The sequence below is a fragment of the Variovorax ginsengisoli genome (assembly GCF_030486595.1).
In the GTDB taxonomy this organism is placed as follows: Bacteria; Pseudomonadota; Gammaproteobacteria; order Burkholderiales; family Burkholderiaceae_C; genus Variovorax; species Variovorax ginsengisoli_B.
Window position 1 is genome coordinate 66,862 of the sequence record NZ_JAUJZH010000034.1, and the last position, 14,792, is coordinate 81,653.

The 14,792-nt window shown below is 63.5% G+C and carries 16 protein-coding genes; all 16 read left to right on the top strand.

All coding sequences use genetic code 11. The features are described 5' to 3' along the window. Positions 1-12: 12 nt before the first annotated feature. Positions 13-270 carry a DUF1799 domain-containing protein gene (locus QZH52_RS32740; protein WP_301815315.1) on the top strand — a complete coding sequence of 86 codons (258 nt, stop codon included), beginning with the start codon at positions 13-15 and terminating at the stop codon, positions 268-270. Between the two features lie 38 nt (positions 271-308). Continuing rightward, a complete protein-coding gene (locus QZH52_RS32745) occupies positions 309-3,095 on the top strand; it encodes a phage tail tape measure protein (RefSeq protein ID WP_301815300.1) in 2,787 nt (928 codons plus the stop codon). Next, positions 3,092-3,679, top strand: coding sequence for a hypothetical protein (locus tag QZH52_RS32750; RefSeq protein ID WP_301815301.1), 588 nt, complete (start codon positions 3,092-3,094; stop codon positions 3,677-3,679). The genes QZH52_RS32745 and QZH52_RS32750 overlap by 4 nt, the downstream gene beginning before the upstream one ends. A gap of 1 nt (position 3,680) precedes the next feature. Then, positions 3,681-4,262, top strand: coding sequence for a hypothetical protein (locus QZH52_RS32755; protein ID WP_301815302.1), 582 nt, complete (start codon positions 3,681-3,683; stop codon positions 4,260-4,262). Further along, positions 4,262-4,657 (top strand): DUF6950 family protein, encoded by a 396-nt coding sequence (locus tag QZH52_RS32760; protein ID WP_301815303.1) that lies wholly within the window; start codon positions 4,262-4,264, stop codon positions 4,655-4,657. Before QZH52_RS32755 ends, QZH52_RS32760 begins: the two co-directional genes overlap by 1 nt. Next, complete coding sequence (locus QZH52_RS32765; RefSeq protein ID WP_301815304.1) at positions 4,658-7,726, top strand: phage tail protein; 3,069 nt, start codon at positions 4,658-4,660, stop codon at positions 7,724-7,726. It begins immediately after the preceding gene. A gap of 68 nt (positions 7,727-7,794) precedes the next feature. Further along, positions 7,795-8,649, top strand: a complete 855-nt coding sequence (locus QZH52_RS32770; RefSeq protein WP_301815305.1) for a hypothetical protein — start codon at positions 7,795-7,797, stop codon at positions 8,647-8,649. Between the two features lie 3 nt (positions 8,650-8,652). After that, entirely contained in the window at positions 8,653-9,093 is a 441-nt protein-coding gene (locus QZH52_RS32775) for a hypothetical protein (protein ID WP_301815306.1), read from the top strand. Then, positions 9,090-9,449, top strand: coding sequence for a hypothetical protein (locus tag QZH52_RS32780; protein WP_301815307.1), 360 nt, complete (start codon positions 9,090-9,092; stop codon positions 9,447-9,449). Before QZH52_RS32775 ends, QZH52_RS32780 begins: the two co-directional genes overlap by 4 nt. Beyond that, on the top strand, positions 9,446-9,721 hold the full coding sequence (locus QZH52_RS32785) for a hypothetical protein (protein ID WP_301815308.1): 276 nt from the start codon (positions 9,446-9,448) through the stop codon (positions 9,719-9,721). Before QZH52_RS32780 ends, QZH52_RS32785 begins: the two co-directional genes overlap by 4 nt. Positions 9,722-9,785: 64 nt before the next feature. Then, complete coding sequence (locus QZH52_RS32790; protein WP_301815309.1) at positions 9,786-10,061, top strand: DUF7940 domain-containing protein; 276 nt, start codon at positions 9,786-9,788, stop codon at positions 10,059-10,061. Beyond that, a complete protein-coding gene (locus QZH52_RS32795; RefSeq protein WP_301815310.1) occupies positions 10,058-10,678 on the top strand; it encodes a glycoside hydrolase family 19 protein in 621 nt (206 codons plus the stop codon). The genes QZH52_RS32790 and QZH52_RS32795 overlap by 4 nt, the downstream gene beginning before the upstream one ends. Beyond that, the gene (locus QZH52_RS32800; protein WP_301815311.1) at positions 10,675-10,851 is read left to right on the top strand and encodes a hypothetical protein; all 177 of its coding nucleotides are present in this window, start codon (positions 10,675-10,677) and stop codon (positions 10,849-10,851) included. Before QZH52_RS32795 ends, QZH52_RS32800 begins: the two co-directional genes overlap by 4 nt. Before the next feature lie 76 nt (positions 10,852-10,927). Continuing rightward, positions 10,928-11,428 carry a hypothetical protein gene (locus QZH52_RS32805; protein ID WP_301815312.1) on the top strand — a complete coding sequence of 167 codons (501 nt, stop codon included), beginning with the start codon at positions 10,928-10,930 and terminating at the stop codon, positions 11,426-11,428. A 194-nt stretch (positions 11,429-11,622) separates the two neighbouring features. After that, positions 11,623-13,503, top strand: coding sequence for an acyltransferase family protein (locus QZH52_RS32810; RefSeq protein WP_366919346.1), 1,881 nt, complete (start codon positions 11,623-11,625; stop codon positions 13,501-13,503). 36 nt (positions 13,504-13,539) lie between these two features. After that, a complete protein-coding gene (locus QZH52_RS32815; RefSeq protein ID WP_301815313.1) occupies positions 13,540-14,643 on the top strand; it encodes an acyltransferase family protein in 1,104 nt (367 codons plus the stop codon). Positions 14,644-14,792 lie beyond the last annotated feature (149 nt).

The following is a 14,792-nucleotide window of genomic DNA, read 5'->3' on the forward strand; positions in this document are numbered from 1 at the left end:
GACGAATGGGGGCTGACGGTCGAGGAGATGAGCGGGCCGCCTGTCGAACTCTGGCCATGCAACGTGCGAGCCGTGCACGTGTTCTCGATGACACGCACCCAGTGGCGTTATGTCGGCATGGCCGGCGTTCCCGTCGGTCTGATCTACAGCGAACTGCCCTTCGTCCTTGAGATGGAGGGGATCGATCGCAGCGAATGGCCGCAGCTGTTCGCGGAACTCCGCGTCATGGAGCGCTCGGCGCTCGACTTCATGCGCGCACAGAACCAATAGGCCGCCTTCGGGCGGCTTTTCCTTTTCCTGAGGCTCCGATGACCGATCTCAAGAAGCAAATTGAAGTTGGCGTTGGCGCGACAGGCGTCGAAACCGGCGTCGCCAAGGCGAAGCGCTCGCTTGCGGACCTTGGCGCCACTGCAGTTACCGAAGGCAAGAAGGCAGCCGAGGGGCTTGCGCCGATCGGCGAGAAGAGCCAGGAATCGTCTGCCAAGCTCGACGCCGCGACCAAGAACATGATCGGCTCGATCCAGCGCACGACCGCGGCGCTGGATGCCGGCGGCCGCAGTGGGTCGAAGTACTTCGAGACCCTTGCCGCTCAGCGCGGGATCAACGTTGACGCGCTAAAGCCCTACCTGGCGCAACTCGACGCCGTCAACGCCAAGCAGAAGCTGGCCGAGCAGGCGCTGAACGCCACCACACCAGCGTTGAAGAATGTCGGGATGTCCGCTGCCGCTACCGCGGCCGCCATGCGCGGCGTGCCTGCGCAGTTCACGGACATCGTGACCAGCCTGCAGGGCGGCCAGGCGCCGTTGACTGTCTTCCTGCAGCAGGGCGGCCAGCTCAAGGACATGTTCGGCGGACTGGCGCCGGCGGCGAAGGCGATCGGCGGCTACATCGCCAGCTTGATCACCCCTTTCACGCTCGCCGCGACCGCCATTGGCGCACTGGCCGTCGCCATGTACCAGGGCAGCCAGGAAGCACAGGCCTATGCCAAGGCCTTGGTGCTGACCGGGAACTACCTGGGCAAGACGACGGACCAGCTCAAGGAGCAGGCGGCGGTGATCTCGCAGACGGTCGGCACGCAGGGCGAGGCCGCCGAGGCGCTGGCCAAACTGGCAACCAGCGGAAAGATCGCGTCGGAGTCGCTGACGGACGTCGGCGCCGCTGTGGTGTCGATGAATCGCGTTCTGGGGACCTCGATCGACGAGGCGACTGCCGTCTTCGTGAAGCTGGGTGACGAGCCTGCCAAGGCATCGGCCAAGTTGAACGAGACGATGCACTATCTCAACCAGACGACCTACGACCGGATTCGTGCGCTCGAGGAGCAGGGCAACAAGGAAGATGCCGCCTCGCTCGCGCAGACCACCTACGCGAACGCGACCACCACGCGCCTGAAGCAGGTCGAGTCCCAGGCAGGCGTCCTGGCCACGGCCTGGCGGATGCTAGCGGACGATGCGAAGAAGGCCTGGGACATGATGCAGGGCCTGGGCCGCAGCCAGACCACGGGCGAAGCACTGACCGCCGCGCAGTCCAACCTGGCGGCGCTGCAGGCCCGCGGCCCGATCGGCGGCCCGATCGTCGGCAAGAGCGATTTTGCCGAACAGATGAAGAACGCCCAGGCGACCGTCGCGGAGCTCTCGCGCAAGGCTTTGCGTGAGCAGGATGCCGCCTACGCAGAAGGGGAGCGCGCGCGTACCGAAGCCGCGAAGATCGCCGCATCCGATCGCCTGAAGACGCTCACCGACGAAGTGCGCTCCAATGCCGACAAGCGCAAGAAGGCAATCGCGGACCTCAATCGCGACTACCAGACGCTCGGCAAGGCCGCTAGCGGCCCTGAGTACGACAAGCAGGTCGCCAACATCAACGAGAAGTTCAAGGACCCGAAGGAGGCGAAGCCCAAGGCCTTCCAGGATGATGCGGCGACCAAGTTCCTCGAGACGCTGCGCCAGACCGAAGCGTCGCTCGCCGCGCAACTCGCCGGCGAAGAAAAGCTCACCGACGCCCAGAAGAAGCAGGTCGAATTCCAGCAGCTGATCGCCGACCTGAAGGACAAGAAGATCCTGACAGCCGAGCAGAAGAGCCTTCTGGCGAGCAAGGATGCGATCAGCGTCCAACTCGCCAAGAATGCGGGCCTGTCGAGCCAGATCGAGTACGAGAAAGAGATTGAGAAGATCGTCAAGAAGTCGGCGGAGGAGGCGGCCGATTTCGCGCGCCACATGGAAGCCATCAACATCTCGATGGCGGCCAGCCAGACTAGCCGAGACGACCAAGCGGACCGCTCCCTTTCGGCCTTCGGCCTTGGCGACCGCGCCCGCGCCGAGATCGACGCCCAGAAGTCGATCCGCAATGAATACCAGCGGTTCCTGACGACTGCGACCAAGCAGGCGGCCGAGAAGAACCAGCTGGGCTCATCCGAGTACCGCGCTGAGGTCGAGCGGATCAAGGAGGCTCTCGACAACGCCCTTAGCGCGCAGACCGCCTATTTTGACGCGCTGAAGTCCAAGCAGGCCGACTGGAAGAATGGCGCGACGACGGCGCTGGCGAACTATTCGGACGCGGTCGACAACCTGGCGGCGGCCACCGAGAAGACGCTGGGTGACGGGTTCAAAGGCGCCGAGGATGCGCTCGTCCAATTCGTGACGACAGGGAAGGGTGGTTTCAAGAGCCTCGCCGATTCCATCATCTCGGACCTTGCGCGCATCGCGATCCAGCAGACCGTCACCGGGCCGCTGGCTAAAGGGCTGCTGGGCCACCTTGGTGGTGGCGGGTCACTTGGAGGTGGCAGTTCCTCTGGGGTTGACGTACTCGGCACCTTTATCAGCGGCCTGGACAAGCGCGCCGCGGGCGGCCCGGTCTCGGGCGGGTCAACTTACTTGGTCGGTGAGAAGGGTCCCGAACTGTTCACGCCAGGAGCATCGGGGGCCATCACTCCCAACAGCGCGCTCAGCGGGGGGGGCGGACAACCGATCAACATCGTCATCAACAACACGGTAGGCGACGTCGCCACACTGTCTCAGCTGCGCGAAGCACAAGCGGGGACGGAACGTCGCATCGCTGGCGCCATCGCTAGAAGCCAGAAATACGGGGGCGCTCTCGCATGACGACTATCGCATTGCCCTCGACGTTTCGCCCGGAGATGTTCTCGATGCGCCTGGCAACTGTACAGCGCGCTCATGCATCGCCCTTCGGCGGTTCGGAACAGGTCATCGACCTGTTGAACGACCGCTGGCAGATCTCATTGACCCTGCCGCTTGGCACCCAAGAAACGGCTGCGAGCAACGAGGCATTCCTCGGTTCCCTGCGCGGCATGACCAACACGGTCAACCTGTGGCACATGGCACGACGCGCACCCCGCGGCACCATGCGAGGCTCGCCCCTCTGCCAAGCAGCGTCTCAGGGCGCGAGCCAGATCGTCATCTCCGGACTCGTGGGCGACACGCTCAAGGCCGGCGACATGGTGGGGATCAGCGGCCTGCTGCTGCAGGTCGCTGAGGATGCGACCGCGAACGGCTCGGGGTTCATCACGACCAAGTTGGTGAACCGCCTGCGGACATCCATCACGTCCGGCGTCGCTGTGACATGGGATCGACCGACCGTTCCGTTCCGCCTCATGTCGACACCTTCTCAGCAATACATGCCTGGGTACGGCTCAGGCGTCGCACTCGATTTCGCAGAGGTGATCTGATATGCGTTCACTTTCTGGCCCGACGATCGCGGCGCTGGGCGCGTCGACTGTTCCACTCGTGCAGTTAATCCTGCTCGGCTTCGGCACGCCGATCGCGCTCAACACGTCCAACTGGGATTTCGTCTGGAGTGGCACGACCTACAAGGGCGCGGGTGGACTGGGGAGCGTCACCACGATCGAAGACTCGCCGGGTGAGATCAAGGGACTGAACTTCACGCTTTCCGGGCTGGATTCGTCCTACATCGCTCTTGCGCTGGACTCCGTGGATGTCGTTCAGGGAACGCCGATCACCGTCCGCACTGCGATCCTCGACAGCACCTACGCCATCGTTGACGCTCCGGTCGAATGGAGCGGAAAACTCGACACGATGAGCATCATCGAGGACGGCGAAACGTGCTCGATTTCCGTCACTGCGGAGAGCTCCGCGGTTGATCTTCTTCGGGGCTCACCGTTGACCTACAGCGATGCCGACCAGCAGGCGCTCCATGCAGGAGACCTTGCCTTCCAGTACGTGATTTCTCAAGCTACGACGCCGGTCATCTGGCCGTCAAAAGAGTGGCTCACCTTCGCATCGGTGCACTGATGAGGCGTTCGGATTGGCAACAGCGCTTCTCGGCATTCGCCGCAGAGCGCAGGGGGATGGCATTCGCGTGGGGGCAGAACGACTGCTGCCTGTTCGCGGCTGACGCTGTCCTGGCAATGACAGGCGACGACTGGGGTGCCGACTACCGCGGCACCTACGACGACGTGAAGAGCGCGCTCCGCGTGATGCCCGAAGGCGGGCTTCGCGAGGTCGCGACTCGCGCCCTTGGTGAACCGGTCACTCCGTTGATGGCCGCCGTCGGCGATGTCTTGCTGATGATGAATGAGGATCGCGAACTCCTGGCGATCTGCAACGGCGTCAACGCGATAGGGCCTGGCCCCTCCGGCATTGTGGTGCTTGGCATGGAGTCCGCGCTGGCGGCTTGGAAGGTCTAGATGCCCCAGTTTCTCGTCCCCGTGATCATCGCTATCGGCGAGGTTGCCGGCGTAGCGATCTCAGTTGCCGCTGCCGGCTACATCGCGGCTGGGGTCGTGCTGCTTGGCACGCTGGCCTATTCAAGCTACCAGAAGCGCAAGGCCGAGCGCGCCCAGCGGGCGCAGTACGACGCATCGCAAGTTGACCGGCTGGCGAACGTCCCCGCGACCATCGCTCCGCGCGAGCTGGTGCTTGGCCGCGTGCGCAAGGGCGGCAACGTCTTCTTCCGCGGCAGCGCAGGGCAGTTCAAGCAGTTGTTCTCGATGTGCATCACGCTGGCTGGGCACGAGATCGACGGCGTCGAGCAGGTCTATTTCAACAACATCCCGGTGAGCATCGATGGCAGCGGGAACGTGACGACGGCACCCTACGGCCATTCGACCACATACTCTGCTACCGAGACTGCGACGAGCGGCACCTTCGTGCTCGCGAACACACCCGTCAGCGGTATCGGCGTCGTCGCGTTCCCCATCAACGGGAACCAAGATCCGAACATCGTGCCGTTCATGCCGTCCTTCACGGTGTCTGGCAACACGATCACCATCGCAGGCTACGACGCGGGCACCTACACCTACACCGTCGGCTATCAGTACACGACCTTCGTGACGGTGGCGACGGTCCGCTGGTATCTCGGCGCACCTGGGCAAGGGTCAGATGCGCGGCTGCAGGGCCTGTTCCCCGGCGTATGGGGTCCGAATCACCGCGCTGACGGCATCGCCTACATGGTCGTCGACTTCGTGTACGACGAGACGGCGATGCCGAACGGGCTGCCCAACGTCACGGCTTTGATTCGGGGCGCCAAGTGCTATGACCCGCGGACCGGGCTGACGGTCTTCACCGAGAACCCCGCGCTGATGATGCGCCACGTCATGATGCACCCGCAATTCGGCAAGCGGACGGCAATGACTGCGAGCGAAGACGCTCGGATCATCGCTGCTGCGAATGCCTGTGAGGTAGCCATCAGCTACACCGGAACGGATTCGGTTGCGACCTATCGGGCAGGGGTTGTGATCCCTTATGGCGCATCCGCGCGGGATGCGCTGGACGACCTTTCGCAATCGATGGGCGGCCAGTGGGCCTATGCAGCGGGAGAGCTGTACCTGCGTGCTGGCGTCTATCAGCTGCCGGTCATGAACCTGTACGACGCTGACCTCGCAGTGGTGCAGCGCGACAATTCTGGAAGCATCAGCCAAAACCAGATCACGATCAGCACGCACAAGGCTCGCGCGGACAAGGTGAACAGCATCGTCGCGCGGATCTGGGATCAGGCGGCCGGGTATGTCGAGACACCGATCTACCCCTTCACCCCTGCCAGCTATGTCGCTGCGGACGGCGCCGTGCTGGCCCAAGAGGTGACGATGCCCGCGGTGTTCTATGCGCCGCAGGCCTGGGCCATCGCGGGGATCATGCTGCGCGACAGTCGGGACCCTCTCACTATCACCCTACCTTTCAAGCTCACCGCCTATCCGGTCGAGGTGTTCGACGGTGTGACGTTGACCCTGGCCCGGTATGGGTGGGTGTCGAAGGAGTTTCAGGTTCTCGGCCGCACGTTCCTGCCTGATGGGATCGTGCAACTGACTCTCAAGGAGACAAGCTCTGCGATCTACGCCTACGGTGCAGCGTTCGTGCCAGGCGGATACGCCAGCAACACCACGCTTCCTAAGCCTTGGGACATCTCGCCACCCGTGATGGCGTCTTTGACTTCCGACGAAAGCGATCTCGTGGTGCAGAGCGACGGCACCGTATTGAACGGCGTGCGAGTCACATGGATTCCAATTCAGGATGCAAGCATCGCCAGCAACGGCGTTGTCGAGATCCAATGGGCGGACGTCTCTAAAGGTGATTGGCAAAGCCTCACGGCTTCAGCAGGCGATACGCAGTGCGTGTTCACGGGAGCTCCGGACAACGCTGTGATCTGTGTCCGGCTTCGGGCCAAGAACGCCATTGCGACAAGCGACTGGGGATTGCAGACGTTCTTGTATGTCAATGGCAAGAGCGCGGCCCCTCCCGACATACAGAATCTGACCGTCGCGGGAAGCGTTCTCTCTTGGTCGATGCCTTTCACACCTGCAGACCTGGCCGGGTTCGTCTTCCGGTTTCACTACGGAAACAATCTGGACTGGAACTCGGCGACTCCGCTGCACACGGGCGTCCTCACGCAAAGCCCATACGATCTGGTTACACGCCCGAGTGGCATCGTGACGATCATGGGCAAGGCAATCGACACGTCCGGCAACGTGTCGGCGAACACGGCAAACATCGTCATGAACCTTGGCGATCCGACCATCGCCAACATTGTCGAACAGTGGGACTTCAACGCGCTGAGTTGGCCGAACTCAGCGCCTGATTCGAGCGGCTGGACCATCGTGTCCGGGAAGCCCACCGCCAACGCGCTCGATTCGTTCTACGGGACTGACACCCAGTCGTTCTATGGACCGGACACCGACTCCCACTACGACGCCAGCGCGTACGCGCAGATGATCTTCGTAACGAAGGAGATCGCTGTGAGTTCGGCGCTCGCGGGGTCGGTGATGTCGCTCGTGGCTACAACGCAGGGTGTGGACCTGCGCATCGAGTACCGGCTTGCCGGCCCGACAGCGTTCTACGGGCCTGACGGAGCATCGTTCTACGACCAGACTGGCACCGATCCTTTTTATGAGGCGCCTGGCGGCTGGCTGCCGTGGCCGGGCCAGATCGTCGCTGACCGCGACGTCTACCAGTTCCGGGTGACGATCGGGGCCGGGTCGGTTCAGGGGATTTTGCAATCCATGGTGCTGACCATCGATGCGCCCGACCTCGTCGAAGGGATCGCGAACTTGGCGATCTCGTCAACCGGAACGGTCATCCCATTCACAAAGCCCTTTGCATCGATCAAGACGATTCAGGCCACGCTGCAGGCCAACGGCAGCGGGGCGGTGACGGTGGAGGTCGACAAGTCCGTCCCACTCGCTCCGGTCATGCGCGCATTCAACAGTTCGCATGTCGCGGTGTCCGGCGCGACCGCCGACATCTTGCTCCAGGGCTACTAGCCCACTTCCTCTCCCGCAACTGGCCCGCCTTCGAGCGGGCATTTTTTCGTTCCCGAAAGGCTGCTGCCATGGCTCTGCCCCCCCTCAAGACAGCGATCTCCGACACCTACCCGAATCCGAGCAACGCCACGGCGCGAGCTGGCTTCGCCTCGCTGTACGACTATGTCGTGAGTATTCCGCACGGCCAATGCCGGCTCGTGAAGTCCGGCGGAAATCTCGTCCTGCAGCGCTACAACGGCCAGTGGTTGCGCATCAACGATGTTGCCTATTCCATCCCATCGGCCGGCGTGTCCCTCGCGGCCACCAGCCTCACGCCTGGCACCCTCTATTACATCTACGCATGGATGAACGGTGCGACGATGACGCTGGAGGCGTCCGTCACAGGGCACTCGACGGACAGCACCACCGGGGTCGAGATCAAGACTGGCGACGTCACCCGATCCCTTGTTGGGATGGCACGCGTCATCACGGGTCCGGCTTGGTCAGATCTTGTGAATCAGCGATTCGTGGTCAGTTGGTTCAACCGCCGGCCGATCCAGTGCAGAGTCGCTCTGGGGGGCAGCGGAGGCACGACAAGCGCGAGCGCTGTCGAGTTCAGCACGGCCTTGCGGCTGGAGGTTTTGACGTGGGCTGACGCGGTGCTCGACTTCTCGTTCGATGGCTACACATCCAACAACACCGCGGGTGGGACGAACTTCACCTACCTGACGATCGACGGCACCCTCTACGATTCGTACAGCGCATTCCAGAGCACGTCAGCCAGCGCGACCGGCCCGGTGGCGTCTCGTCTCGTCGAGCCCGCCCCGTCCGAGGGCTACCACTATGTGAGTCCCTTCATCTCCGTAAATGCTGGGACTGGCACGTGGATCGGCTCTGCGTCAGTGGGCGTGCGCTGCTCGCATAAGGGCTACATCCAGGGGTAGGGCGTGAACACCTACGCCAGGGTAATTGATGGAGTGATCGCCCAGATCATCCCACCCGTTTTTGACGACAGGGGTCGAGAGGTTTCGCTCGAAGAGCGATTTCCCCTTGACGTCGTGGCTCAACTTGTCGAGTACGACCCCCAGCGTCGCCCGGATCCTCCGCCTCCGAGTTTGGTCGAACGCGTCGCATCCTTGCTACAGGCTGTCGATCTGCACCTCGACGCCGCGGCAATCGCCAAGGGCTACGACGGCATCAAGAGCGCCGCACTGCGCGCCGGCTACCCGGGCCCATTCCATGACGATGGCGTTGCATTTGCCACCTGGATGGACTTGGTCTACGCGACCTGCTACCAGCTGCTCGCGCAATTCAACGCCGGCGAGATCGCCGAGCCGACCCCTGCAGAACTCATCGCAATGCTTCCCACCTTGGAGCTTCCATCATGACCTTTGCACTTTCACCCCTGTGGCTGACGCTGATCGGCATCGTCGCCGCGCGGCAGCTGTGGATCTACTTCGTCTGCGCAATGCGGCTGAAGATGGTCCACGACGCTGGCCAGCTCACGCGCGGCCAGACCGTCCTGGGCTATTCGGCGCTCGTCGAGGGCCTGGTGCTCGACGCACTGTTCCACTTCATCTTCGGCACGCTGATATTCCTGGAGTTGCCGGCCAGGAAAGAGTGGACCCTGTCCGCGCGCCTATGGCGCCTGAGCAACGGACCGCCGAGCTGGCGCCAGCGCCTGGCCCTCAAGGTCCGCAAGGGCCTGCTCGACAGCATCGACCCCAGCGGAGTGCACCGATGAGGCAAATCGACACCCAACCCGGAGACCTGCCGCGCGTCACGCGCGTGATCGACATGAAGTTGCCGCTGAACTGGCTGCTGACAGTAGCCTTTTCCCTGGCGCTGCTGATCGGCGGGATGTATTTCAAGCTGGGCCAGCTCGGCGAGGACATGACGGACCTGAAGATCGCGGTCAAGGCGGGCAACGGCCAGGCCGCCACCGTTCAGGGTGAGCTCGCCATCCTGAAGTTCCGGATCGAGAACCTCGAGTCCGACAAGAAGGCCGCTCGATAAGGCGGCCTCCAGCGACCACCCCCAACCCGCTTCGGCGGGTTTTTCTTTGCCTGAAAGGATCCCCATGAACGCCATCACCGCATTCTTCGACAAGACCCTCGTCCCCCAGTGGCGCAGCTCTCTCAAGATGCTGTCCGTGATCTGGAACCTGATCTGCGCTGCGGCGGCGCCGGGCTGGATGGCGCTGACGGATGACCAGAAGTCTTCGATCCTGGGCCTCATCGGCATCTCGCCAGGCTGGATCGTCGCCGCGGCGTTTGTCGTGGGCATCGTGCTCCGACTGAAGGCGCAAGGCATCGAGGTGGCGCCGGCCGAGCCGCCGAGGGCTGATCCGTCATGACCCGCCGGGCGGCGCCGCAATGGACGGCGATCCTGCTGGCGTGCGGGGTGCTCGGGTCGGTCGCCGCGGCCTGGGGCCCGGTGTTCGCCGACGAGATCAATGACGGCACCTTCTCGAAAGGTGACGCCGACATCATCGACTGGCTGCCGCAGATCCTGCACGAGAGCAGGGGCTTACAGCGCATGGAAGAGGACCTCAACTACAGCGCGTCGCGCATCGTTCAGGTCTGGCCTTCGCGCTTCCGGTCGATCGTCGAGGCAATGCCCTACGCGAACAACCCGAAGGCCCTGGCCAACCAGGTCTACGGCGGCCGGATGGGCAACTCGCGCACGGACGACGGCTGGACCTATCGCGGCCGCAGCCCGATTGGTATCACCGGCCTCGCGAACTACCAGCGCGTCGGCGACCTGATGGGCCAGGACCTGGTCGGGATCCCGGATCTGCTCTGCCAGCCGCGCTTCGCGCTCGATGCGTGCATCGCGTGGTGGGAGGACAAGATTCCTGACAGCATGCTCGGCGAGACCACCAACATCCGCCAGCGCGTGAACGGTGGCGTCATCGGCCTCGGCGACGTGCAGCGCCTCAAGCGGTTGGTGCAGGGAGCCATGTCCGCATGATCCCGCCTGATCTCGACATCGAGGAGCGGCGCGCGGCCGCCCAGCCGCGGGACTGGCCAGAGGACTTCGACCGGCCCACCACCTGGAATGTCTGCGGCGACTGCCTGCGACCGTTCCTCGGCCTGGCTACCCGCATTCAATGCCGGCTCTGCGCCGGTCGGCGGACGCTATGACCTACTGGATCATGGTCGGCACGGCCGTCGGCTTCATCGCTGGCATGGCGATCCTGGCCGTCTACATGGGCTTCCTATGACCTTGTTCCTCTCGCCCAAGTTCTGGCTGGCGATCGCCTTCGCCGCGGTGCTGGCCTTCGCCGGCCTGCAGACAGTGCGTGTGGCCGGCGGGAAGACCGAACTCGCCGAGGAGCGACGGGAGCGTGCCGAGGAAACCACAGAGCGCGAGCGGATCGCCCGCCGCGCAACCGAGCGAAACCGGCAGATCGAACAGGAACGCACCGCGCTGGCGACCGCGCAGGAAAAGGCAAAAGATGAACAGATCCTCAATATCGACGCTCGTCTGCGCGATGCTCTTGGCCAGCTGTCAGAGCGCCCCGATCGCCCCGCCGGTAGTGGTGGCGCCGCCGGCAATCCCCCCGCTCAAGCGGCCTGCACCGGCGCCGGACTTTATCGGCCGGATGCAGCTTTTCTTATCGGGGAAGCTGCCGCCGCCGCTCGAGTCGCTGCCGAGCGGGACTACTGCCACGAGCGGTACGACGGACTATCGTCTGCCGGCGGGGAAGCTCCTCCCTAGACCCTGACCTTCGTTTCGCCGCCTCCCACTGTGCCCCCGGCTCCGGCCGGGGGCCTTTTTGCATTTCAGGCGCCTCCGCCCCGAGGGGCGCTGCGGTTAAAGTACGCCGCGCCAAAGCGCCGAGCGCGCATCGACAAGGACCCGAGATTCTTACCAGCGAACACAGCCTCAAGTACCGGCGCGACATCGACGGTTTGCGCGCGATCGCCGTCCTGGCGGTTCTTGCCTTCCATGCGTTTCCGAGCGCGCTGCCGGGCGGTTTCATCGGCGTCGACATCTTCTTCGTCATCTCGGGCTTCCTGATCACCTCGATCATCCTGCGAAGCCTCGCTGGGGATGGGTTCAGCTACCGAGACTTCTATGCCAGGCGCATCGAGCGGATCTTCCCGGCGCTCGCGCTGGTGCTGGCCGCGACGTTCGCCGTTGGGTGGCATGTACTGTTGCCCGGTGGGTTGGCGCAGCTCGGCAAGCACGCTGCAGCCGGTGCCGGCTTCGTGTCCAACTTCGCGTTCTGGGGCGAAGCTGGCTACTTCGATAGCGCGGCCGAGACCAAGCCACTGCTCCACCTATGGTCGCTCGCGATCGAGGAGCAGTTCTATTTGATCTGGCCGCTCTTGCTGGGGCTTGCGTGGAAGCGGAAATGGCGAATCTTCGGTGTCGTCGTGGCCGTGGCGGCAGTTTCCTTCGCGATCAACCTCGGCACCGTGCACAGCCACCAGACTGCCGCGTTCTATTCCCCAGCTTCGCGCTTCTGGGAACTGATGGTGGGCGGAATGCTTGCCTGCTGGCGCCTGCGCGGGCCGCGCGCCCAGTCCGCGGCGCTGACACATTCACAGTCCGTGGCCGGGCTCGCGCTGATCGTGCTGGGCCTCATCTTCATCCGCGGTGGTGGCGCGTTCCCAGGCTGGTGGGCGCTACTGCCAACGCTCGGCGCGTTCCTCTGCATTGCGGCGGGCCCGTCCGGCATCGTGAACCGCTACGTGCTCGGCGCGCGACCGATGGTGTGGATCGGCCTCATCAGCTACCCGCTCTACCTGTGGCACTGGCCGCTGCTGGCCTACGCCCGAATCCTCGATATCGGGGAGGGCGCATGGACGGTGCGCGCTGCGGCGCTCGTTTTGTCGTTCGTTCTTGCCTACTTGACCTTCAAGTTCGTAGAGTTTCCGATCCGATCGCGAGCCTGGAACCGCGTCGCCGGCAGTATGTTGGTGGCGCCGATGGTTGCCATCTTCGCGCTCGGTCTCGGCGCGTACACGGCCAACGGGTTCGGCTTCCGGCTGGAGGGCACGCCACTCGCATTCGCGAGCCACGACTACGATTTCAAGATCGACAGCCGCTCAGGTGAATGCTGGGCGAGCAGCACCGATTCGCCTGACGTTTATGCGAAGACCTGCGTCGATCGCGAGGACGGGTCGGGTAAGCCGCTGGTGATGCTTTGGGGGGACTCGCACGCTGGGCGCTTCGCCGCAGGATTGCGGCGCGAAGTTGACGGCAAGGCAAGATTTGCTGTGTTCGCGCGCGACAGCTGCCCGCCAATCGTGGAGTTCGCCTATCCCAGGTGTGTCGAGGCCAACTCGTATGTGCTCAGCCAGGTGAGCAAGATCAAGCCGGATACGGTGGTCCTGTTCGGGCATTGGGCCTACTACCTTGCGTCCCCTTCGAAAGTGTCCCTCCAGGATCTGGCGGCCACTGCAGCGCAACTCAAAGCGGCAGGCGTCTCTCGAATCATTGTGATGGGGCCTGCTCCTACCTGGACGGAGCCGCTGCCGAAGGTGCTGGCAGAGCTGCATCGCGACGCCGGCGGCGCCATCCCCGTTCGAACCACCTCCAAGTTGGCGAAGGAGGTTGCCGAAGCAGATGAAACGATGGCTAGATTTGCTGCCGGTGTGCCTGGAGTCGAATACTTTTCGACGTTCAAGGCGATGTGCAATGAGGAAGGCTGCTTGACCTACACTGTCAACAGCCCGGAGGGGCTAACCACGTGGGACTACGGCCATCTCACGACATCAGCTGCTCAGTACGTAGCACGCCAGATGGGCAGCCTTGTAGATTCGGCGCCATCAGCGCGGCCTTGAGCTGGCTTTTAGAAGCTCGCACTTTCCACTCCTGCAATGAATCACCGGAACAACTTCGACTTACTGAGGCTCTTTGCAGCGTGTCAGGTGATGGTGACGCATGCGTGTATGTGGCTGCACCTCGGTGAGGGGTGGTCGGGCACCTTCGCCTATCGGCTGCTTTTTTCGTTTCCGGGCGTGGCGATCTTTTTTGTCATCAGCGGCTACCTCGTCACCGATTCGTACCTCCGCTCAGCATCGTCCGGGAGCTATTTCGTCAAGCGGGCGCTGCGAATCTTCCCGGCCCTGTTCGTCAACATCGTCGTGATGGAGCTGGCCCTTCTCGCCACAGGTGGGTCGGTGATCGTTAGCGCAGCCAAGTATCTTGGCTACCTTTCCACCTACATGCTGACAGGCGCTCGCCCTTGGGGAATCTATGCGTCCTCGGTTGACCCCTACATCTCGGCGGGATTCTTCAAGGCGGTTTATCCAAGCGGGGTGCTGTGGACGCTCACCGTCGAGCTGACGTTTTACCTGGCGCTTCCAGTGGTGCTCGAGGCGTATCGGCGAACCAAGCGAGGCGGAATCGTCCTGGTGGCTGTGCTCGGGGTCGCATCGTGGTTCATGGCGCAGCGCTACAACCTGACGGACAAATACGACCAGTTCGTCTCAGTGACGGTTGGACCCAGTTTCTGGATCTTCTCGTTTGGAGTACTCGCCCGCCTGTGTTGGAACCGGGTCGGCGTCCTCTTCACCAGCAAGGCGGGGTGGTGGCTCGCCGCGCACCTCGGCCTGGCATGGCTGACAGCGACAGGCCCATACGCCTTCGTCTCCATCAATAACGCTGCACCTTGGGATACGCTGCGGATCGCGGTCTTGGCCGGTCTCGTCTTGTCGGCGGCCTACACCTTCCCGCGCCCGCAACTGCTGCGGGGCCAGGACCTGTCCTACGGAATCTACCTGTACCACATGCTGGTTTTGCACTCATTCGTCGCGATGGGCTGGATCGGGTCCTGGTCGCTGTGGATGTTGGCAGCAGCGGCCACCGTGATTTTGGCTGCTACTTCGTGGCTGCTGATCGAGAAACCGGCAATGAGGCTGAGAACGGCGTTTGTTGCGCGATCTGCCAGCAAGGACGCTTCAGCTGCTGGCGCAGCCTAGCCTCGGTCGGTCGCCCGTCTTCAGCCTGGCGAGCGCATCCAGCCGGCGCAGCGCCTGCCGGGCGGCTGCCAGTTCCGGCGTCTTGCCGGCCTGGGCCTCGAAGGCGTCAAAGACCTTGGTGATCAGGGCGACGTCGTCGGGTGTCGGGG